Origin of the sequence: Paenibacillus rigui, assembly GCF_002234615.1 — a bacterium.
Taxonomy (GTDB): domain Bacteria; phylum Bacillota; class Bacilli; order Paenibacillales; family NBRC-103111; genus Paenibacillus_S; species Paenibacillus_S rigui.
Genome location: NZ_NMQW01000025.1, coordinates 210,295 through 232,434 on the forward strand (window position 1 = coordinate 210,295; position 22,140 = coordinate 232,434).

22 protein-coding genes are annotated in these 22,140 nt (G+C 49.4%); 16 read left to right on the forward strand and 6 right to left on the reverse strand.

The genetic code is table 11. The features are described from left to right. Positions 1 to 14: 14 nt before the first annotated feature. From CF651_RS18775 to CF651_RS31975, 4 genes are all read right to left on the reverse strand, one after another. The gene (locus tag CF651_RS18775; protein WP_094016393.1) at positions 15 to 1,133 is read right to left on the reverse strand and encodes an HD-GYP domain-containing protein; all 1,119 of its coding nucleotides are present in this window, start codon (positions 1,131 to 1,133) and stop codon (positions 15 to 17) included. 145 nt (positions 1,134 to 1,278) lie between these two features. Next, positions 1,279 to 1,890 carry a superoxide dismutase gene (locus CF651_RS18780; protein ID WP_094016394.1) on the reverse strand — a complete coding sequence of 204 codons (612 nt, stop codon included), beginning with the start codon at positions 1,888 to 1,890 and terminating at the stop codon, positions 1,279 to 1,281. A gap of 181 nt (positions 1,891 to 2,071) precedes the next feature. Continuing rightward, positions 2,072 to 2,242, reverse strand: a complete 171-nt coding sequence (locus tag CF651_RS32355; RefSeq protein WP_179232874.1) for a hypothetical protein — start codon at positions 2,240 to 2,242, stop codon at positions 2,072 to 2,074. 138 nt (positions 2,243 to 2,380) lie between these two features. Beyond that, the gene (locus CF651_RS31975) at positions 2,381 to 3,175 is read right to left on the reverse strand and encodes a hypothetical protein (RefSeq protein ID WP_144029076.1); all 795 of its coding nucleotides are present in this window, start codon (positions 3,173 to 3,175) and stop codon (positions 2,381 to 2,383) included. 317 nt (positions 3,176 to 3,492) lie between these two features. Here CF651_RS31975 and CF651_RS18790 point away from each other — a divergent pair, with 317 nt between their 5' ends. The 8 genes from CF651_RS18790 to folE all read left to right on the forward strand — a co-directional run bounded on the left by CF651_RS18790 (position 3,493) and on the right by folE (position 9,165). Next, on the forward strand, positions 3,493 to 3,915 hold the full coding sequence (locus CF651_RS18790; RefSeq protein ID WP_094016396.1) for a GNAT family N-acetyltransferase: 423 nt from the start codon (positions 3,493 to 3,495) through the stop codon (positions 3,913 to 3,915). Positions 3,916 to 4,079: 164 nt separating this feature from the next. Next, positions 4,080 to 4,640 carry a DUF402 domain-containing protein gene (locus CF651_RS18795; RefSeq protein ID WP_094016397.1) on the forward strand — a complete coding sequence of 187 codons (561 nt, stop codon included), beginning with the start codon at positions 4,080 to 4,082 and terminating at the stop codon, positions 4,638 to 4,640. A 2-nt stretch (positions 4,641 to 4,642) separates the two neighbouring features. Beyond that, positions 4,643 to 5,257 carry a signal peptidase I gene (gene lepB, locus CF651_RS18800; RefSeq protein ID WP_094016398.1) on the forward strand — a complete coding sequence of 205 codons (615 nt, stop codon included), beginning with the start codon at positions 4,643 to 4,645 and terminating at the stop codon, positions 5,255 to 5,257. Between the two features lie 14 nt (positions 5,258 to 5,271). Further along, the gene (gene queG / locus CF651_RS18805) at positions 5,272 to 6,432 is read left to right on the forward strand and encodes a tRNA epoxyqueuosine(34) reductase QueG (protein ID WP_094016399.1); all 1,161 of its coding nucleotides are present in this window, start codon (positions 5,272 to 5,274) and stop codon (positions 6,430 to 6,432) included. Then, a complete protein-coding gene (locus tag CF651_RS18810; protein WP_094016400.1) occupies positions 6,420 to 6,941 on the forward strand; it encodes a methylated-DNA--[protein]-cysteine S-methyltransferase in 522 nt (173 codons plus the stop codon). The genes queG and CF651_RS18810 overlap by 13 nt, the downstream gene beginning before the upstream one ends. Positions 6,942 to 7,159: 218 nt before the next feature. After that, positions 7,160 to 8,194: an HD-GYP domain-containing protein gene (locus CF651_RS18815; protein WP_094016401.1), complete on the forward strand. Its 1,035-nt coding sequence runs from the start codon at positions 7,160 to 7,162 to the stop codon at positions 8,192 to 8,194. A gap of 119 nt (positions 8,195 to 8,313) precedes the next feature. Continuing rightward, a complete protein-coding gene (locus tag CF651_RS18820; RefSeq protein ID WP_094016402.1) occupies positions 8,314 to 8,526 on the forward strand; it encodes a YneF family protein in 213 nt (70 codons plus the stop codon). Between the two features lie 48 nt (positions 8,527 to 8,574). Continuing rightward, positions 8,575 to 9,165 carry a GTP cyclohydrolase I FolE gene (folE, locus tag CF651_RS18825; protein ID WP_094016403.1) on the forward strand — a complete coding sequence of 197 codons (591 nt, stop codon included), beginning with the start codon at positions 8,575 to 8,577 and terminating at the stop codon, positions 9,163 to 9,165. Positions 9,166 to 9,256: 91 nt separating this feature from the next. Here folE and CF651_RS18830 read toward each other — a convergent pair whose 3' ends face one another. Then, entirely contained in the window at positions 9,257 to 10,300 is a 1,044-nt protein-coding gene (locus CF651_RS18830; RefSeq protein ID WP_094016404.1) for an alpha/beta hydrolase, read from the reverse strand. Between the two features lie 320 nt (positions 10,301 to 10,620). On the opposite strand from CF651_RS18830, the gene CF651_RS18835 reads away from it, so the two are divergent. Further along, positions 10,621 to 11,364, forward strand: a complete 744-nt coding sequence (locus tag CF651_RS18835) for an IclR family transcriptional regulator (RefSeq protein WP_094016405.1) — start codon at positions 10,621 to 10,623, stop codon at positions 11,362 to 11,364. Between the two features lie 129 nt (positions 11,365 to 11,493). On the opposite strand, the gene acnA is transcribed toward CF651_RS18835, so the two are convergent. Continuing rightward, entirely contained in the window at positions 11,494 to 14,199 is a 2,706-nt protein-coding gene (gene acnA / locus CF651_RS18840; RefSeq protein WP_094016406.1) for an aconitate hydratase AcnA, read from the reverse strand. Between the two features lie 243 nt (positions 14,200 to 14,442). Between acnA and CF651_RS18845 the strand changes: the two genes are divergently transcribed. The 7 genes from CF651_RS18845 (at position 14,443) to CF651_RS18875 (ending at position 21,827) form a co-directional block, all read left to right on the forward strand. Further along, complete coding sequence (locus tag CF651_RS18845) at positions 14,443 to 15,468, forward strand: amidase domain-containing protein (protein WP_094016407.1); 1,026 nt, start codon at positions 14,443 to 14,445, stop codon at positions 15,466 to 15,468. Between the two features lie 107 nt (positions 15,469 to 15,575). Beyond that, the gene (locus tag CF651_RS18850; protein ID WP_094016408.1) at positions 15,576 to 16,730 is read left to right on the forward strand and encodes a D-alanine--D-alanine ligase; all 1,155 of its coding nucleotides are present in this window, start codon (positions 15,576 to 15,578) and stop codon (positions 16,728 to 16,730) included. Between the two features lie 126 nt (positions 16,731 to 16,856). Further along, positions 16,857 to 17,189, forward strand: coding sequence for a hypothetical protein (locus CF651_RS18855; protein WP_094016409.1), 333 nt, complete (start codon positions 16,857 to 16,859; stop codon positions 17,187 to 17,189). 217 nt (positions 17,190 to 17,406) lie between these two features. Beyond that, a complete protein-coding gene (gene uvsE / locus CF651_RS18860; RefSeq protein WP_094016410.1) occupies positions 17,407 to 18,387 on the forward strand; it encodes a UV DNA damage repair endonuclease UvsE in 981 nt (326 codons plus the stop codon). 111 nt (positions 18,388 to 18,498) lie between these two features. Continuing rightward, positions 18,499 to 19,269, forward strand: coding sequence for an enoyl-ACP reductase FabI (gene fabI, locus CF651_RS18865; protein ID WP_094016411.1), 771 nt, complete (start codon positions 18,499 to 18,501; stop codon positions 19,267 to 19,269). A 334-nt stretch (positions 19,270 to 19,603) separates the two neighbouring features. Next, positions 19,604 to 20,818, forward strand: coding sequence for a glycosyltransferase (locus CF651_RS18870; protein WP_094016412.1), 1,215 nt, complete (start codon positions 19,604 to 19,606; stop codon positions 20,816 to 20,818). Positions 20,819 to 20,963: 145 nt separating this feature from the next. After that, the gene (locus tag CF651_RS18875; protein WP_094016413.1) at positions 20,964 to 21,827 is read left to right on the forward strand and encodes an inositol monophosphatase family protein; all 864 of its coding nucleotides are present in this window, start codon (positions 20,964 to 20,966) and stop codon (positions 21,825 to 21,827) included. The last annotated feature ends 313 nt before the right edge of the window (positions 21,828 to 22,140 follow it).

Sequence of the window (22,140 nt, forward strand, 5' to 3'; positions counted from 1 at the left end):
TCTCTTTTCCAAACTTAATGGACCATTGCATCTTCACCGATCCGGTCAATCATGATATGCAGATGGCGCGATAAATCAATCTCCATAGGCTGCTTCAAGCTTTCTCCCAGCTCATTGGTCAGGACCCTGATCACGGGGCGCTGCTTGAATGTCGGATTGTACTTGGATACGATGCCGATTTGACCGGTGCTCAAGCGGACGGTCAGTCCGGCAGGGTATATGGCAACCTTACTTCGAAAGGTATCGACCTTTTCTCTATCATACAATGTTCCGGCTCTCGTGCAAAGATTTTCCAATGCATGATCCGGCGGCATGGCGGGTCGGTAGGGCCTGGGGTTCGTCATCGCGTCATAAGCGTCCAGCAAACCTACCCATTGGGCAAAAGGGTGGATGCCGGCATCCGTTAAACCTGCAGGGTAGCCGGAGCCGTTAATTTTCTCATGATGCTGAAGCGCACAATGCGCCGATAAAAGTGGAATGCCCGGCATCTCCTTGACGATGCGGAAGCCGTATTCCGTATGCTTTTGAATCGCTTCATACTCCAGCGGCGTGAGAGGGGTCGTTTTTAACAAAAGCTTGGGGGATACTTGGGTATTGCCGATATCGTGAAGCATGGCGCCCAGTCCAAGAGCAAAAATTTGCTCCCGGTCCAAATTCTCGATCATCCCGATACGCGTGGCATATACGCACGTATTCAGCGCGTTCTGACACAGATGCTCCAGAATCGAGAAGCTGCTCCGGTTTGCCGGCATCAAAAAAATGGTATCATCATAGGTCAGGTTCTGGTGCTTCAAATCATCATAAATGATTTTCATGGAGTGCAAGGCGGCGTTGGACAAAAATTGCCGTTCCCCACTGCTCCATTCCCCGGTTTGATGCAGGCGCTGATAGGCTCGAAGCAGGTGGAGCCTCACGGCCGCCCGGGTTTCTTCGCGCAGGGCGTCTTGAATTTGTATGTCCTCTGTCTGTTTGTCCTCGATATACAGCTGCTGATATCCCATGTGCACCAGCTTGCGGATACGGACAGCACAAAGCTCAGCCCCGGATTCGAGCAAAAGTTGACCATCCTCGGACATGATGGGTTTACCGAGGCGCATCCCCGGCTGAACCATGGATATAGGGAGTAATCGCATTAGGGCTTATACCACCTCAGTGTTCACAGACATTATGTATATTATTTCATATTGGGAACGAAAATTCTGTGAAATGTGTAACCGAATATAAAATAAGAGAGAGAACAGTGATGTTCTCTCCCTTGGATGGAACGAAAAACGGCACTTACAGAGCCGCTTCGTAGCGCTTGCCAACTTCAGCCCAGTTGACAACGTTCCAGAACGCTGCGATGTAGTCAGGGCGTTTGTTTTGATATTTCAAGTAGTAGGCATGCTCCCAAACGTCCATACCCAGGATTGGCGTGTTGCCTTCCATGATCGGGCTGTCTTGGTTAGGTGTGCTGCTAACGACTAATTTGCCTTGTGGAGTAACGGAGAGCCAAGCCCAGCCGCTGCCAAAACGAGTTGTGCCTGCTTTAGCGAAGTCTTCTTTGAATTTGTCGAAGCCGCCAAGCTCGTTGTTGATAGCATCAGCCAATTTGCCGGCAGGTGCGCCACCGCCGTTTGGTCCGATAACTTCCCAGAACAGGGAGTGATTCGCATGGCCGCCGCCATTGTTGCGAACCGCTGTACGGATGCCTTCTGGCAAAGCGTCGATGTTGGAGATCAACTCTTCGATGCTTTTGGATTGCAGATCCGGGTGAGCTTCCAAAGCTGCGTTCAGGTTCGTTACGTATGTGTTGTGGTGACGATCGTGGTGGATCATCATCGTTGTTTCGTCGATGTGCGGTTCAAGTGCGTTGTTAGCGTAAGGCAATGCGGGTAATTGATGTGCCATTTCGTAAAAAACCTCCTAATAATATGTAGTGTCCGGTACGAAAATCGTTGGCCTTGAACCTTGCGGCAATTCCAACGGAATCGCGCCAGCTGGCTGCAGCCAAGCTTCGTCCGGCAGCAGCTAAGCTTATTATCCCTTATATTTGATATAAAATCAACACGTATGTATAAAAAGTGTGATTTTAGCCGCGGTCTTCAATCTCATGGATGATCTGACTCAGCATGGCGGTGCCTTGGGCATTGAGCCATGGGGAGAGGTCGCTCATGACGCGTTGGTGATAGTGCAGCTCCTCTTCCGTCCAGGACGAAGTCTTGATATCGTTCAGTTCATGAATTCGGCGGACATTTTGCATCGGGTGAAAGCCTCCTTTCATCGGTTCATTTTCCAGCTATATCATGTCTCCGCAGATGCAAGATTATGCTTCAGCTTCAATGAAGTTTGAAAGGAGCTTCGGCATTTCATCGAATGATGCAGGAAAGCACCGGTTCTTCTAGCTGCTGCTGCTTCCGCTCGAGCTGCCAATCCCCCCGTGGGAGGAGGAGGAGCTGCCCGAGGAAATACCGCTGCTCTTCGAGGAGCTTGACGATGTGGAGCCGCTGGAACGGGAACTGGACAGCTCTGAGGAAGAACTATTGCTTTTGCTGTTATCCGTAGAGCTGCTTGAGCTTTTGGAACTGCTGATATTGCTTTTGTCCGAGCTTTTCGTACTGGAGTCGGCCGGCTTCGAGGTGGGCTTGTCCCCGGATGTACCCGTTATCCCGTTTGAAGCAGATGATCCCGCTCCTCCTGCGCCGCTTGAGCCGTTGGTCGTGAATGTGCCTGTTCTTGAGCTGGTCGTCGGAGTATTTGCCGCCGCATCTGTATTCGAAGAGCTGCCAGGCGTTATTCCTGTGGTGCCTCCGGTTGCGGCAGGTGCCGTGACGTTGGTACTGGCCCCTGTTCTCGGCACGGATGTAGTCGGCTGGGAAACGACGGGGGCGCTTGTATTGCGACGGTAATAGGTAGCTCCGTTGTAATAGTACCGGTTCGATCCGGAGGATACGTAGCTGGAGCCGTCGTCGTCACACAATTCGTCGTTATTTGTATCTCTGCAATAGTCGGCTGTAGGGGCCGCAGCTTGTGCGGCAGGCCCCGTCGCACCGGCAGGCTGAGGGATCGTTTGCTGGACAGGCTTGGGTGTGGAAGGAGAACAGCCGGAGGCCGCAGCAAGTGCAGTGGCAAGGAATAGGCTAACAAGAGCCTTGGATTTCGTGGAAGATGCTTGGGATGGAGGCTGACTGGTCATATCGGTTCACTCCTGTCGGAAATAGTCGGTTACAAGGTTATACGGAAAATTATCCATTTTGTTACCATTTTACGAAAGAAAGTAATGTCAACTCATTTTTGAATCAAGTAATCGTCATTTAGATAAGTTTAACCGAAAATGGAAGGAAAAGGGACGAAAAGTATCAAAATATTATGAAAACGCTTAATATATAGCGCTTACAATAGAATTTTAAATATTTATAAAGATTTATGAGGATTTTTCGAACATTAAGCAGGAATTTTGCGAGATTTGTCGTATTTTATATATACTAAATCAAGACGCGGGGAGAGTTCACTATGCTCGTTCGTTCTTTTCAATTGTCCGATTATGTTTCCTGTACCGAGTTGTTCAAACAAGTATTATCTGAGGCTTGCTACGAAGAAACCATGGAAGCTTTCGCAAGACAGCTTTCTTGGGATAGTGAGCTGGTGCTCGTGGCTATCGCGAACAATCAAATGGTAGGTGTGATTATCGGCACGATCGACAATCAGGAAGGGTACTACTATCGCATTGCTGTCAGCCAGGAGTATCAGCGTCAAGGCATCGGAACAAAGCTGATCGAAGCTATGAGGCAGCGGTTTGTACAAAGAAAAGTTCGACGCATTATGATTACAGTGGATGTGCATAACGAAATGGTTTTACCGGTCTATGAGTCGGCGGGATATAAAGCGGCTGATTTTTCCCGGACAACCCATCGCTTGAGCATCGTGAACGGATAATCTCTACAAGAATAAGAAGATACGGTTCTTTTTTACCAAGCATAGCCCGCGAGCATAAGTCGAGGCTGTGCTTTTTGTGTTACGACTCTTGAAAGCCGCCGGACATAAGTTTATGCTAAGAAGAAAACGAGATGCGTACGTTACTATAGAAGGGTTTGGACGGCATGGCGACTTTTACATCCTATATTATCAAAAGCTTCAAGCATGATGGGCATGTTCACCGGATGTGGCTGGAAAACGGGCTTGTGCCCGAGTCGCTTCTTTACGAACCTCATAAGGCAGAATCGATGCTGGTACTCATTAACAGTCAAACCAAGATCGTTGAAGCGGATGGAAAGCAATGGGTGAGCCGTATTCCCGGCGTTTCCTTTTTCATACCGAATCAGTGGTTTAACGTCGTGGCGCTGCTGGAGGAATCCGGTGTACGCTATTATTGCAATGTGGCGTCTCCTCCCTATGTTAATGGCAAAGTGATTACCTATATCGATTATGATTTGGACGTCATCCGGATGCCTGGAGGAGCGGTCCATGTGGTTGACCAGGAAGAATACGAGCGGCACAAAATCAGCTACCGGTACTCGGATATCGTTGACAGCAAGGTGAAGCAGGGGCTTCACGATTTACTGGAGCGCATCAAGCAGGGCAAGGCGCCTTTCCGCGATGATTGGGTTTTGGACTATTACAAGCATTGGTGTAAGTGGAAAGGGGAAGGGACGGAGGCATAACCATGAGTTCTTCTACTCCGAAGGAGCCGGATAGCGAACGAATTGGAGAGAGAGAGCATAGACATGAGGCGCATTCTACCGGTTTTCTGAAGGAAATATGGGAATGGATGAAGTCATTGGTGGTTGCCTTGTGTATTGTGATGCTTGTTCATCAATATATATTTCATCTCTCCATGGTTAAGGGAGGGTCCATGCAGCCTACCTTGGAGGAAGGGGAATGGCTGTTTATCAATAAGGCTTTTCGCTATGTCAGCTCTCCGGAGCGTGGAGACGTTATCGTCGTGAGAGACCCTGAAGAAGGGGAAGGGGACGAGGAATCCCCGCATCCTTATTTAGTGAAGCGCGTCGTCGCTGTAGCCGGGGACGAAGTGCATATACGGCAGGGAAAGCTGTATATTAACGGTGAAGCGGCACAGGAGAGCTATACCGATTCTCCGATTGAGGACGGACGGATCGAGCCCTATCAAGTGAAGCCGGGAGAGGTTTTCGTGATGGGGGATAACCGGCATCGGTATGCCAGCTTGGACAGCCGTTCCTTCGGAGCCGTACCGCTCGCCAAGTTAGAGGGCCGGGCGGAGTGGATTCTGTGGCCGTTTTATAAAATGAAGAAGCTGTAGGAGGTGCAACATGCATGTCAAAGGGAATAGCGGAGATGAACAGCAACGATTGGCAGCAGCTAAAACTGGATATGCAAGCCGCAGCCGAATCGTTAGGTATCGACAAAATTGGAGTGGCGTCCTCGGATCCATTCGTGGAGCTGAAGCAAATATTGCTGCGCCACCGGGAAAAGGGCTTTGAATCAGGCTTTGAAGAGAAGGATTTGGACAAACGGACGGATCCGGGCTTAAGTTTTGCTGCCCCGCGTTCGATTATATCTATAGCTGTAGCTTATCCTTCCAAGCTCACCGACGCTCCCCGTTCGGAAAAAGGGGCATACCGCGGAATATTGTCCCGCTCTGCTTGGGGGCTTGATTACCATCAGGTGCTTCGCAACCGATTACAGCGCCTGGAGGCGTGGATTCGTGACCAAGTGCCCGATGCCCGTATGGAGAGCATGGTAGATACCGGTGCTTTGGTGGATCGCGCGGTGGCCGAACGGGCGGGGATCGGATGGTTAGGTAAAAATTGCTCCGTCATCACCCCTGAGTTCGGCTCCTGGGTGTATCTCGGGGAAATGATCACGAATTTACCGCTGCCGGCGGACCGCCCGGTGACCGAAAGCTGCGGGGACTGCACCTTATGCATCGATGCGTGCCCGACAGGAGCATTAGTAGGCCCAGGGCAGCTCAATGCCCAGCGCTGCATCTCTTTCGTTACCCAAACCAAAGGGCATATCGAAGACGATGAGCTGAAGAAAAAAATAGGCAACCGTCTATACGGTTGCGATACGTGCCAGACGGTATGCCCCCAAAATAAGGGCAAGCACTGGACGCAGCATGCGGAGCTGCAGCCGGATCCGGAGCAGGCGAAGCCGCTTCTGCTCCCTCTATTGAAGATGACGAACCGCGAATTCAAGGAGCGGTTCGGTACAAGCTCTGCCGCATGGCGCGGCAGAAAGCCGATTCAGCGCAACGCCATATTGGCGCTGGGGCATTTTAAGGATGCCTCGGCCGTAGCTGCTTTAAGTGAGCTGCTGCTGCACGATGAGAGAGCGGAGATCCGGTCGGCAGCGGCCTGGTCGCTCGGGCGCATCGGCGGATCGGAAGCGATGGAAGGGCTGCGCCGCGCTATGGAGCGGGAGCAGGACCAGGTTGTCATAAGGGAGCTGGAAAAGAGTCTATGTCTGTCTTAACGATTCAATATATGGAGCTGGATTCTCCCATCGGACCTTTGGTGCTGGCAAGCGCCGGCAGCGGACTATGCCATATCGAATTCGGCCGGTTTGACGAATTAACGGCAGCCCGGCTGCAAAGCTGGTCAGAGCGATGGTACGGCACGCGGGATTGGCGCAAGGATGAGGCCGATCTCAGGGATCCGGCCGTACAGCTCAAGGAATATTTCCATGGGGATCGGAAGAGGTTCGACGTGCAGCTGGATTTGCAAGGAACTCCATTCCAATTGAAAGTATGGGACGCCTTAGGTCGGATTCCTTACGGTACCGTTTGCTCCTACAAAGATATAGGTCAGACGATTGACTCTGTGAAAGCCGTTAGAGCCATAGGCGGGGCCAATAACCAAAACCCGATTCCCGTCATCATACCCTGCCACAGGGTGATCGGGGCTGACGGATCGATGGTTGGATATGGCGGAGGCTTGGAGATCAAAAGCTTTTTGCTGCAGCATGAGGGCATCACTGTTTAAGCATGAAGGACACATTCGAACGAATAAGTTGGTCGTTGCCTTTGTTCGCAGATAAGGGAGTATAAGCTTCTCAACCTTCGTCTACCTTGACACACGCATGCCATCTTGAAAGACGGCGAAAGCCGTTTATCCTTGATTGGCAAATAAGCGTTGCACGTAAAATAACTGTCTACGATACAAGTGTTTCCTGCGGGAAAACTTTTTGGGAGATAACCGACATGAAATACATTCATATTGAGCAAGTCGAGCAGGGGCAATATTTGGGCCGGACCATTTTTTCAGGGAGCGGGGCTGTTCTTTTGTCGGAGGGCGTGCAGCTCACCGTCTATATGATTACGACCCTTAAGCGGATTGGCGTGACGATGATCTATATTAAGGATCCTTTGTTCGAAGACGTTGAAATTACCGATGTGGCTTCTGACGAAACAAAGCGGGCCGTCATGCAGCAGATGGGGCAAACATTTGAGTCCATCCGGTCAGGCAAAGATTTCAATACCCGGCATATTAACGGGAGTATTGATCATTTACTTGAGGAATTGCTGAAAAATAAAGAGGTACTCGTCCAGCTTTCCGACATTCGTACTCAAGATAATGCGATGTACGTACATGCGTTGAACGTATGTATGATGTCGGTGATGATCGGAATTCAAATGGACTTGCCTGTGAATCAGCTGCGTGAGCTCGCAGTGGGAGCGCTGCTGCACGATATTGGGAAGGTCGAGAAAATAACTAACGACAGCGCCGAGGATTCGCGCATGCATCACACTTGGCGGGGCTTTGAGGTGTTGAAGAATAAAAGGGAGCTCAGCCTGCTCATCGCCCATGTCGCTTTCCAGCATCATGAGCGAATTGACGGTGAAGGGCTGCCTCGGCGGATGCCCGGTGAGCAAATTCATTTGTACGCCAAAATTGTAGCCGTTGCTAACACCTACGATAACCTGCTGTTTGACTTATCGTTGGGTCGTCGAATGCTGCCGCATGAGGCTTGCGAGCACATGACAGCACTGGCGGGAACGCAGCTGGACAGGGAGATTGTGATTCATTTTCTCCGCACCGTGTCGGTATATCCGACGGGAGCGTCGGTAAAGCTGTCGACACGGGAAACGGGAGTTGTCGTTGGGCAGCACAGGGGCTTGCCCGGACGTCCGGTAATCCGAGTGGTTAAGTCGGATTCGACAGACCGTGAACTGGACATTAAAGAGGTCGATTTGGCAAAGCAGACGACTGTTTTTATAGAGAGCGTAATGCTGTAACGCTAGCTGTTCCGCCGCCAAGGACGGATCATAGAGGACAACGAAATCGTATTTGTATGCAAGCCTAGGATTTGCTATGATGTACATTGATAACTTCTTGATGAGGTGGATAATTAACAATGTGGAGCTATATTATTCCTATAGTAACTTTAGTGGCAGGTGCAGTCGGGGGATTTTTCGCAGGGGTGTATTATTTGCGCAAGCAGCTGGAGAAAATGCAGAGCAACCCTGAAATGCTTCAGGAAATGGCCAAGAAAATGGGCTATAACTTGAACAAACAGCAAATGCAAAGAGCACAGCAAATGATGAAAAAACAAAAGTTTCGTCCGTAAACTTTTCGTAGCAGGCTTTGTTCCACAAAGCCCTTAGGAGGGGAAAACATGCCGGCAAAAGAATATAAAAATACCCGCGTCGCAGAGAATCGGGCAGCTATAGAAGGCCACATCCGCGAGATTTTAAGATTAATCGGCGAAGATGTGGATCGCGAAGGTTTGCTGGATACACCGGCCAGGGTAACCCGGATGTATGAAGAAATTTTCGCAGGCTATGAGGCCGATTATAAAGATATTTTGGGCGTTGCTTTTGATGAGAAACACGAGGAGCTCGTCATCGTCAAGGATATCGTATACTACAGTCAGTGTGAGCATCATATGGCGCCATTCTTCGGTAAAATCCATATCGGCTATGTACCCAGCGGTAAAATCGCCGGACTTAGCAAATTCGCCCGTCTGGTTGAAGCTGTGACACGCAAATTGCAGGTGCAAGAACGGATTACGTCCGAGATTGCGGATATTATCGAAACTGAGCTGTCTCCGCACGGCTGCATGGTCGTTGTCGAGGGAGAACACCTGTGCATGTGCGCGCGCGGTGTGAAGAAGCCAGGCAGCAAGACGGTCACTTCCGCAGTGCGCGGCTTGTTCCGTAAAGATGCGGCGTCAAGAGCCGAATTTTTATCTCTGATTAAGGACTAAACAGAAATCCCCCTTTTCCATGGGCTCGCTGACAGCGATTTGCACTGCTGCAGTGATCCGGGAGAAGGGGGATTTTGGTTTTGTCTAATATTTAGGAGGATTTAAGCTCCAAATGGCCTTGGTTTGTAGGCTCGCTTGACCGTACCGGGAGATTATTGAGGAAGCCCGTCGCAAGCGATAAATAATCCTTGGGATGAGCTCGGTAGATCAGCTCGTGTGTATCTTTAGGCAGCAGCCATAGCTGGGAGCCTGATGTATTCGATTGATTTTTGAAAATGTTTTGAACCATCTCATAGGGCGCCTTCATATCCTGTTCACCGTGAATAAAAAAGATCGGTATGGAGTATTTCGTCTCTTTTACTTTAGTGTAAGGGATTTGGTTCAGGCTTACGCCATTAATCAGCGGGAAAAACAATTTAACCAGAGGCTCGGAAGGGAACTTCGGCAAATTCGCTTCCTGCTTCATATTATGATACAGTGTTTCGGGCTCCAGAATGAAGGTGCTGTCCAGAATCATGCCGTCGATATCCTTGGTTTGTAATGCGGCTTGAAGCGCGGTTCCCGCTCCCATGGAGAAGCCCCATACATACACCTGCTTGGCACCCTGCTGCTTCGCGTACTTGATAGCTCCAAGCAGCTCTTGTGATTCGCGGATTCCGCCTGTAACGATTTCCTTGGGCTGAACAAAGCCGTAATCGAACATAATGACATTATAATTTTGCTTGTGCAATTCTGCGGCCAGATCATATAGAGGCACCCAGATTTCCTCGCGGTTCCCGCCATAGCCGTGAGAGAAGACGACGGTTTTATTGTTGGACGGAATGGGATGCTCAGCCGGGATATACCAGCCGGACAAAGTGGAGCTGCCGTTCAGGCTCGGAAATTCGATATCCTGATAAGCTGCGCCGAAGGCCAGCGCCGGATTTGAACGAAGCGGGTCAATATGTGGTCGGGCCAGCTTCCAGGCGACGTAGCCGTGAAAAGCAAGGACCAGGCTTAAGAACAGGAGTAATAAGGAAAGCAATGAGATCCATAGTCCCCTGAAGCGACTCTTGACAACGGAGGGTTTGAGAGCGGTTTCAATATCAGTGGGGTGCATAGGAACAGAAGATGAAGTGAGCGGGTTGGTTTCCATCGGAATCCCTCCTTAGTAACTAAGATGACTTAATAAACTGTACAGATGACTCGATATATGCTTGAGATATCGATGGGTTATGAAGTTGTTAATGCTGTAGATTCTAAGCAAATCGTTTAGTCTTATTACTATAGTAAGACGTACAGCAAGTGGCGTCAATTGATCGCGAAAAATGTAAACTTGCTGTAATCTTCGTGTAATACTTGGCTGGAATTGGCACTCCCCATGAAAGATATGCTTTATGTTTTTTAGGAGTTGAGTTATACTATATGTAACTTGGTTTCATCAAGTGAAACTGAAGTATCGGGGGGAATGGCCGAATGGAAGATGGAAAATTGACCGTCCGCGCGGTAGAACGCGCTTTGGATATATTGCTTTGCTTTACGGAATCGGAGGATTTGAGCTTAACCGAAATCTCTGCCCGCGTTTCTCTGCACAAGAGCACGGTGCATCGGCTGCTGGCTTCGCTGGAGGGCAAAGGCTTCGTGCTGCGCGACGCAGCCTCGGATAAATATCGGCTTGGCTTTCGCATATGGGAGCTTTCCGCCAATTTGAATCACAGCGACGATCCGGCACTGATCCTGCTGCCGGATATGGAGCGGCTTCGCGATCAGCTCGATGAGACGATCAGCTTGTATGTCCGCGACGGGATGGAGCGCGTCAGGGTACAAGCGGTGCAGAGCAATCAGGCGATCCGCCGCGTCGCACCGATCGGGGCAAGACTGCCGCTCTATGTCGGCGCGTCGAGCAAGATCTTGGTCGCCTTCGCCGAGCCGCAGGTGCAGGAGACGCTGATGGAAGGCCCGGCATGGCCGCCGGGGCTGGAACGCAGCGCTTTCCTGCAAAAGCTCGATGAGGCGAAGACGCTCGGCTTCGCGACGAGCGTCGAGGAGCGCGAGCCCGGCGCCGCTGCTGTGGCGGTGCCGATCTTCAACCGCGCGCATCGGCTCGTTGCCTCGCTCGCGGTAAGCGGACCCTCCAACCGGCTCACGTTGGAGAAGATGATGGAGCATGCGCCGGTGCTGATGGAAGCGGCCCGCCGCATGGGTAAAATGCTCAAATAAAGCGGAAGCCTGGTATCCCCGGAATGTAAAGGGGATACCGGGCTTTTTTGCTGCGGACTTTACTGCACACCAAAAAAGCTCCCACGGTCCCGAAAGGACCATGAGAGCTTCTTTTATGATATAGCAGGATTAAGCCATGATTTGACGCAGTACAGTTTGCAGAATACCGCCGTTACGGTAGTAGTCTACATCCACCATGCTGTCCAAACGTACGGCTGCTTCAAAGTTGAAGCTGCTTCCGTCTTCGCGGGTAGCTGTAACCGTTACGCGTTGGCCTGGCTGTACATCGTTGCTCAGGCCTGTGATGTCAAACGTTTCGGTACCGGTGATACCGAGCGTGCTCCAGCCTTGACCATCGATGAATTGAAGAGGCAGTACACCCATACCTACGAGGTTGGAACGGTGAATCCGCTCGAAGCTCTCAGCGATAACGGCTTTAACGCCCAGCAAGAACGTACCTTTAGCTGCCCAGTCACGGGAGCTTCCTGTACCGTACTCTTTACCTGCGATAACAACCAGGTTCGTGCCTTGAGCTTGATATTTCATGGAAGCATCGTAGATCGACTCCACTTCGCCGGTTGGCAGGTAAGTCGTTACGCCGCCCTCAGTACCAGGTGCAACTTGGTTACGAATCCGGATGTTCGCGAAAGTACCGCGCATCATGACATCGTGATTACCACGACGGGAACCGTAGGAGTTAAAGTCTTCTTTTTTCACGCCGTGCTCGATCAGGAATTTACCTGCAGGGCTGTCAGCCTTGATGTTACCCGCTGGAGAGATATGGTCCGTCGTTACGGAATCGCCCAGCAAGGCCAATGTTTTCGCACCACGGATATCGGCGATGTCGGCAATGCCTGCACCCAGGTTTTCGAAGAACGGAGGATTTGCAATATAAGTGGATTTCGCATCCCACTCGTACAGCTCGCCTTCCGGTACGTCGATAGCGTTCCAACGCTCGTTCGCACGGAATACGTTGGAATATTTGTCGCGGTAGATGTCAGGGCTCATCGCTGTAGTAATAGCTTCTTGAATTTCATCTTTAGTTGGCCAGATGTCTTTCAAGTAAACTGGTTGGTTTGCTTGGTCGTAGCCGATTGGATCGTTAGCCAAGTCGATGTTAACCGTACCTGCCAAAGCGTAAGCAACAACCAACGGAGGCGATGCCAGGTAGTTGGCTTTCACTTGAGCGTGAACGCGGCCTTCAAAGTTACGGTTACCGGACAATACAGCCGCTACCGTCATATCGTTGTCGGCAATCGCTTGACCTACTTCTTCTGGCAATGGACCGGAGTTACCGATACAGGTTGCGCAGCCATAGCCTGCTACGTGGAAGCCGAGAGCTTCCAGGGATTCCAGGACGCCGGCATTTTTCAAGTACTCGGTAACAACGAGGGAGCCTGGAGTCAAGCTGCTTTTTACATAAGCAGGCTTTTTCAAGCCGCGTGCCACCGCTTTTTTCGCTACGAGACCTGCGCCGAGCATTACGCTTGGGTTGGACGTGTTCGTGCAGCTTGTGATAGCCGCGATAACTACCGCACCTGTACCCATTTTGCTCACTTCACCGTTTGCATGCTTCACTTCAACGGTTTCAGCGATTTTCTCGTCGCTCAAGCCGTATCCGCCTTTTTCGATCGGCGTGCGAACGATGGTGTTGAACGATTCTTTCATAGCTGTCAGCTCTACACGGTCTTGAGGACGCTTAGGACCTGCCAAGCTTGGTACAACTGCGGACATATCCAGCTCGATTTTATCACTGAATACAGGATCCGGTGTATCGTCTGTACGGAACATGCCTTGTGCTTTATAGTAAGCTTCAACCAGCGCGATTTGATCTTCCTCGCGGCCTGTGCTTCTCAGGTAGTTCAAGGACTCGGAGTCAACAGGGAAGAAGCCGATCGTTGCGCCGTACTCAGGAGCCATGTTAGCTACCGTTGCGCGGTCAGCCAAGGAAATGTTGCTCAAGCCAGGGCCGTAGAACTCAACGAATTTACCAACAACGCCTTTTTTGCGAAGCATTTGGGTAACAGTCAATGCCAAGTCAGTCGCCGTAGCGCCTTCTGGCAGCTGGCCTGTCAATTTAAAGCCGATAACTTCAGGAGTAACGAAGTACAACGGTTGACCAAGCATTCCCGCTTCCGCTTCGATACCGCCAACGCCCCAGCCAACGATACCAAGACCGTTAATCATCGTGGTGTGGGAGTCAGTACCTACGAGGGAGTCAGGATATACTTCTGTTTCGCCGTCAACCACTTTCGTTGCTGCTACACTTGCCAAATACTCCAGGTTAACTTGGTGAACGATACCTGTTGCCGGTGGAACGGCACGGAAGTTATCGAACGCCGTTTGTGCCCAGCGAAGGAAACGGTAACGCTCTTCATTGCGCTCGAATTCGATGTTCATGTTCGTTTCCAGAGCTGTGCTGGAGCCGAAGGCATCAACCATAACGGAGTGGTCAATAACCAAATCTACGGGAACAAGCGGGTTAATCCGTTTAGGGTCTCCGCCGGATTTTTTCATGGTATCTCTCATAGCCGCCAAGTCAACAACAACAGGTACGCCGGTGAAGTCTTGAAGTACGATACGGGCAGGGATGAAAGGAATTTCCTTATCGTCGCGTTCGCTAGCCCAGTTCGTTAATTGTTTTACATGATCCGTTGTAATCGCTCTGCCGTCGAATTGACGCACAGCAGCCTCCAGCAATACTTTGATGGAAAAAGGCAATGACGAAATACTGCCGTGGCCTTGCTCTTCGAGTCCTGGCAAGCTGTAATAGTGGAACGTTTTACCGTTCACGTCCAGCGATTTACGGACCGAATATTGGTCTTTTTTAGCCATCTGTTTATTTCCTCCTTCATTATGATAAAGACTCAACTTTGAAATCTATATTGTTTCATCTGTTGAAACGCGATTTCATATTCGTGATATCTTAAGTATACATGCTGAATGATTCTACGTAAAGGTCAAATTCAATCATTTTTGCCCGTGTAAGCACATATATTTGGAATGATTATAAGACCGGTAAATGCCCTTTTTATGCCGATTTTATGATTTTCAATCCGTTTTGTGGAGGTAGCCGCCATGTCCTGGAAAACAACGATCTATGATTACGTACATCACAAAAATCAGATGGAAATGGATTATTCTGTTGAGCCCTTACTGTCCATTGTTACCGATTCCGCCTATCTGCAAGATCAAGTCAAACGGCTGGCCCGCACCGCACATTCGGATCAAGACCGGAATTTTTTCACAATGAAAAATGAAACCAGGCTCACGATTATCGGAGCGTCCGAGCAGCCCTCGAGAGTTAAGGCGGACCTGCTGCTTCGACGCACCTCCGTCGGCATTATCGGCAGTACGGAACAGGAGGAGCAGCGTCTGGAAAAGGAACGCGTGACCCTCGAAGAGGTAGACGGCAAATGGTACATTGCAAGCATTGAACCGAAAGGCATAGAACAGGCCGTACCCTTGAAAAGGGGTACACCGCCAGGCGGGCTTCTGGAGATGGATGAGCACTATGCGGATTATGGGCTCATGCGGGCCCCGTCCATGCCTTATCTTAACCATAACGTTTTACCCTATTTGGAAGCGAACGGAAGAAAACAGCACTACGACCGACTTAAAGCGGCAGCCTACGCCGAATTATGGTGGGATAAGGCAAATCCCGCTTACATTGAATTCGAAGTGGATTGCAGTAATTTTATATCCCAGTGCCTCTTTGCAGGCGGGGGGCCAATGAACTATACTGGGAAAAGAACTTCTGGCTGGTGGTACAAGGGCCGCTTCAACGGGCAAGAGCATTGGAGCTTCAGTTGGTCTGTTGCCCAAGCGCTGCAATGGTATCTGTTAATGAGCCGGACGGGTCTGCGTGCCGAAGAGGCTTCCAGCGCCGATCAGCTGGAGCTCGGAGATGTCATCAGCTACGATTGGGACGGCGACGGACGCTTTCAGCACAGCACGATCGTGACGGCCAAAGATGGTAACGGCATGCCTTTGGTTAACGCCCATACAACGGCAAGTCATCACCGCTACTGGAGCTATAAAGATTCTGTAGCTTGGACCGAGCGGACGCGGTACCGTTTTTTGCGGATTACCGATTTTATGTGACCGCACGAGCCCTACCAAGCAAGTATTCTTCGAACAGGGTTAGTTTATGCCTTATGCCAGTCAGTAAAAACAATCGTCATTACTCATATCGACTTTCGGAGGTTATTATGAACGACAAAATTCGCATCGGGTTAATTTACGGCGGCAAATCAGGCGAGCATGAAGTGTCTCTGCAAACGGCGCTTGCTGTAATTAAAGCGATGGATATGAACAAATATGAAGTCCACCCGTTCTACATAACGAAGCAAGGGGAGTGGAGGTCAGGCCCACAGCTGACGGGTCCCGTCCAGACTGCAGCCGAACTTACTTTTGGCAGTGATGCGGTTTCTCAGGCGGCCGCTTTTGCTTTGAAGCCGTTCTTTAGCACTGTGGAATCTACTTCTCCTGTGAAAGTGGATACGGCAGCCGCTGCACCTGCAGCGGTTTCTTCCTCTGAGGTCCAATTAGATGTAGTGCTGCCATTGCTGCACGGAACTTTCGGCGAAGACGGAACGATTCAAGGGCTGTTGGAGATGGCGAACATTGCCTATGTAGGTGCAGGGGTACTTGCTTCGTCGGTTGGCATGGATAAAGTGATGATGAAAAAGGTTTTCGCCCAAGAGGGTCTGCCGCAATGCGTGTTCCGTCACTTCACCCGTACACAGTGGGAGAAGGATCAAGCCTTCTTTCTGATGGAAATTGAAATTGCCATCGGGTTTCCATGCTTTGTCAAGCCGGCTAACCTGGGCTCCAGTGTCGGAATCAGCAAAGCAAGAAATCGCGACGAGCTGCTCCAAGCCATTCAGGTTGCCTTCCAATATGACCGTAAAGTTATCGTAGAGGAAAATATCAATGCCCGCGAAGTCGAGGTGGCGGTACTCGGGAATGATGAGCCTAAAGCTTCAGTCGTAGGGGAAATTACTTCATCGAATGAATTTTACGATTATAAAGCCAAATATATCGACGGCAAATCATCGATGATGATTCCGGCAGACATTCCGGCCGAGTTGTCCGATCAAATTCGCGAGCTGGCTGTACGGGCATTTTTGGCCGTGGACGGCTCCGGCTTGTCCCGTGTGGACTTCTTCTTAAGAAAAGAAGACAACCAGATTTTCATTAACGAAATTAATACGATGCCGGGCTTTACGCCCTACAGCATGTATCCTCTCTTGTGGAAGGAAACCGGCAAGCCTTACGGGGAGCTGCTGGATGATCTGATAGCACTTGCGCTTCAACGGCATGCGGATAAGCAGCGGCTGCAGTACTCTTTTGATGTAGAGTAGTATTCGTGCCATCCGGGTTGGCTGGTCTCTTGATTCCCTTGCTTCGGGCACCTGCATCACGTATGCTAGGAGTACAGTAAATCATTTCAGCGGACTTCCAACTTATCTAAAAGGAGAGTGAGGCTTTTGGGTTTTCAAACGGAATTCAATTCGGTATGTAAATTTAAGTCGGAGCAGGAGCTTTACGAGCTGTTGGAGTACGGCCGGGGCAAAATGATAAAATCCGGCTTCCGCGTTTTTCCTACAGGTCAGATGGTAATTGCGTATTCTCCTGATAATCAGGCTATTGCCATTGTGAAGATTGTCGCTTCAATCGCGGAGATTAACTTCCAGGGAGAAGAGGTCACACAGGTAGAGATGGAGCTGGTACGTAAATTAACCGAAGAAGAGGCACGGGTTCAAACGGCACTTGCCCATGAGATGTTTTTTGGCCTTCATTCTTCAGATTCTAAAAAATAAGTAACAAAAGCACCTTTTCGCACAAGCGAACAGGTGCTTTTTTTTGAACTAACGCGGCCGCACATCATCGAAACACCTTAATAGAAGGGGTATCCCGTAAGAGAGGATCGCCGTTCTATTCGTGGACATGGTAATGGCTGTACCTTCATAGGGTATAGAGCAAATGGGCATCCTAGCTGCTAGCAAGTAAAATGAAACGCGGAGCGTGAGTCCATTTATGATCGTTCGCCTTGGCTACGTCGCCATGTCCATGCGGGTACAGAACGCTTCACCTTCCAAAACGATGACGGCCACGAGCTTTGCCAAGCTGGAAGACCGTGAAGCGGCAATCCGCAAGCTCGAGCGCATCGCTTCGGAAAATATTCATAACACCTTACGCCTGCTTAAACATAATCGGGCCTATGATATTCAGCTGTACCGTTGTTCCTCCAAGCTGATTCCGCTTTTCAACCATGAGCTGCTGGCCGGCTGGAATCCGATAGACGTTCTAAAAGACAATTTTGCAGAGCTGGGGGCGTATGCCAAAGAGCACAGCATGCGTATCAGCTTTCATCCGGACCATTTTACAGTGCTAAGCACACCCAGAGAGGAAGTGCTGCGCAATTCGCTGCTTGATTTGGATAAGCATGCATCTATGCTGGAGGCCATGGGACTTGATCTTTCCGCCAAAAACAACATTCATATCGGGGGGACTTACGGCAACAAGCAAACCGCTCTTGAACGTTTTATAGACCGGTTTACCAACCTTCCGGATCGTGTGCGTCTTAGAATGACTCTTGAAAATGATGATAAAACGTTCACCGCCCTGGAGACGCTGGAAACTTGCGAAAAAGTGGGTGCGCCGATGGTTCTGGATATTCATCATCATCAGGTTAATCACAGCGGGGAATCCGCGACGGAGCTATGGCCCCGTATTATGCACACTTGGGACGGGCAAACGGAACAACACTCGGATCGGCCCTTACCCCCGAAAATCCATGTCTCCAGCCCGAAAAACGAAAAGGACCCCCGGGGACATGCGGATTTTATCGAGGCATCTGTCCTGATGGAGTTTTTGCGTTCGATCGCTGCCATTACGCCCAGGCTTGATGTCATGATTGAAGCGAAAAAGAAAGATGAAGCTCTATTCAAATTAATGGAGGATGTGCGTGCACACCCGGATGTAAGAGTGTTGACCCAGGCTTCTTTTGAACTGTGACGTCCAATTCATTTATATTCTTGAAAAATCGGGAAAAATGGGGTACTTTGATGGAGGGAGAATACATAATCAACAGGCCTCATTTCAAGCTGGAGAGGGGAACTTGGCTTTATGAACGGACTGCTCACAGGTAAGAATATATTGGTTATGGGTGTTGCCAATGAACGAAGCATTGCTTGGGCGATCGCTCAATCGTTAGCCGGGCAAGGAGCGCGCCTTGCTTTTACTTTTGAGAGCGAAAGAGTGGAGGAGCGGGTCCGGAAGCTGGCGGATACGATTCCCGGCTCGGTGGTTCTGCCTTGTAATGTCACGGTAGATGAGGAAATTGATGGTCTTGCTGCTGCTGTGGGGGAACATTTTGGCGTACTGCACGGTCTTGTACATAGCATCGCTTTTGCCAAAACAGAGGAGCTGGAAGGCTTGTTTGTGAATACCTCGCGGGCTGGACACGCGCTGGCTCAAGATATTAGCGCATATTCACTCGTAGCGGTAGCTCAAAGAATGTATCCGCTCATGACAGAAGGCGGAAGCATCATGACCATGACTTACTTGGGTGCGGAACGGGTCATGAAAAATTATAATGTCATGGGCGTAGCCAAAGCTGCTTTGGAAGCGAGTGTCCGTTACTTGGCAGGAGATCTGGGCCAGTTCAATATACGAGTGAATGCCATTTCGGCCGGACCGATCCGCACACTTGCGGCCAAAGGGATCAAGGATTTCAATTCGATTCTCAAAACCGTTGAGGAGAAAGCACCGCTGCGCCGTACAACGGAGGTTGCCGAGGTAGGAGATACGGCGATGTTTTTGATGAGCCATCTGTCCCGAGGGATTACTGGCGAAGTTATTTATGTAGATAATGGCTATCATATAGTAGGAGTGTAAGAGAATCCCTTTCATATAATAGGTTGAAGTATAAACGTCTGCCCGGCATCAGGTGCAGGCGTTTTATTTTTGTGAATTCTAAAATTATGCTTATACAGGCCTAATTTAACATAAATTTGATAATAATATAGTACAAAAGCACTACTCTTAATATTTACCATTTTAAAAAGGCTATGGTATTATTTGGTTGTTGTGTTGCTGTAAGTAAATTACATATTTCCCTCTCACATAAAATGATGATGTTGAAAAGTTAGAGAAGACGCTCTCTGATGGATCAAGCAACCGTCTACCTGTATCTGTCTTTTCTTAGACGCCTGAGGAGGAGCAGTATCACGTGAAATTAGTATTTGCATCGGATTATATGACCAATAAAGACATGACTTCAAGCTGTGTCCAGAACGAGGAAAGAAACGACACGGACTGGTATGTTTACTTAGAAGCGTTTAGTGAGATTATGGTTTGTTATCCATCCTGTTCGTATGTACCCCATGATAGTTCCCCTGTTCTACATCATGATTCCCGTGTCTCTTTCTATCATTTACCTCCATTAAACGGCCCCTTATCAATGCTTAATTATCGCTTTGAGACGATGAAGATCGTACAAAAAGCTCTGCAAAAAGCAGATGTTCTCATAGCCAGGCTTCCGAGTGAGGTTGGTTTCATAGCCATTCAAGCTGCCAAATTGTTAAACAAGCCGTGGGCAGTTGAAGTTGTCAGCTCGGCCGAAGAGTACTATGATACCTCGCTTGGAAAGCTCTTATCTCCAATTATGAATCTTCGTCTCCAAAAAATGATTGGCCAGGCTCCCGCTGCCCTGTATGCGACAAACCATTTTCTTCAGCGCCGCTACCCGTGCAACGGCCGCATGATTTCACGTTCGAGCAGTCAGTTTCAAGCTCATCTTCCGCATATTTCAACAGATCGCCTGCAGCGTATAGCAACCTGCTATGAACGGGAAGTTTATCATATTGGTCTGGGTGGGACCTTGTCAGGGCAAAGTAAAGGAATTGATATCGCATTAAAGGCTCTCAAAAAAGTACAACAGCTCACAGTGAAAACGGTCAAGCTGGATATTGTGGGGGAAGGTGATCCCGCTCGTTGGAAGCGTCTGGCTGAGGAGCTCTATATTGAAGATGTCGTAAATTTTAAAGGGATCATGAACCAAAGAACGATGAGGCAGGACTGGTTGGACAGCCTGGATCTGTACATTCAGCCTAGCCGTCAAGATAGCCAGCCGAAAGTTATGCTGGAAGCCATGGGCAGGGGGGTACCCGTTTTTGGCTCCAGAGTCGGAGGCATTTCTGAGCTTCTCTCTCCTGAACAGCTTATGAAGCCTGAGGATGATAATCGCCTTGCCATGTTGATTTGCGATTTAATAAATGATACCACCAAGCAGCGGCGGCTGGCCGGTCGGAGTCTTGAGGCTGCTTCTGCACATAATGAAGACGCCCTGCGCATGCAGAGGCTTGAATTTTTCTCTTATGTTATAAATCATGTCGCCCAACGCCAAGACAAGAAGGAACTGGTTGAATCCAATCCTTTCAGATAGTGATTTACGCATGAGTGCGTAACTTTTTTGTCACAAACCATAGCATTTTTTGGGTGAAACGCTGTAGCTTTTACAACGTATATTCAATATACTGAGTGTACATTAAAACCTGAATTATTAGAGGATAAGAAAAGGACTGATTGAGATGTCTACCAATAGCAATCCATCCTTTACCGTAGGGAGTAAAAGCTTCACCGCTGTAGCCATTAACACCGCGTCCAAAGCGGGAGAGTGGATTCAGAGCAAGCTAGGAGACTTCAATAGCTTACATACGAAGTATTCCTCTCACGATCTTGTAACCGAAGTGGACAAGGGCGCCGAGAAGATGATTCGTAATTTGATATTAACGCATTTTCCCCATCATTCCATTTTGGGTGAAGAGGGAGTAGAGCCGGGGCCTCTAGCTTCCCAGCAGGCTTTGGAGGCAATGAGTGATGCCGAGTATTTATGGATTGTAGATCCGTTAGACGGTACAACCAATTTCGTACATGGATTTCCGTTCTTTAGTGTATCGATTGCTTTGGCCCATAAAGGTGAAGTTATCGTTGGGGTTATATACAATCCCATAAGCAATGAGCTTTTTGTAGCTGAGAAAGGCAAGGGCGCTTACGTCAAAGGCAAGAGAATGCAAGTATCCTCCGAGCAAAAGCTATCCGATAGCCTTATTGCAACCGGACTGCCTCCAGATCGCAACCATGCGTTACCGATCAACCTTAACGGTGTACAGGCGCTTGCTCCAAAGGTACGCAATCTTCGAATTGCAGGATCGGCCGCCTTGCATATGGCTTATGTGGCTGCGGGTCGGTTAAGCGGGTTCTGGGAGATCGGGTTGAACTCATGGGATATGGCTGCGGGGGCTCTTTTGATTATGGAATCAGGCGGTACGGTGACCGATACATTAGGTAACCCTTATTCTTTAGGCGTGCGAAATGTACTCGCATCGAATGGTGCCGTTCACGAGGAGCTCCGAAAAGAACTTACAGCAGCTAATGCCGTAGGAACATTATAGAAGGTTTGCTTTGTATCGGAAGCAGTCTTTATGCCAAAGCTCATGCGGCTTTGCTCAGGACTGCTTTTTCTTATGAGGTTGTGATATTAATAAAATGAAATTAAGGGTTGCATTTCTTTTTTGGACATGCTATATTGGTCTTCCGGCCAAGAAGAGGCTGGTCGATAAAGAGTACGATCATGGAGTTGCTCATCTATAAAAGCGACGAAATGAAAAAAAGTACTTGCAATCGAGTAGGCAAGTGTGATATATTATAAAAGTCGCTTTTGAGACATGAGTCGAATGAGCGGTTGAATTGCCCTTTGAAAACTGA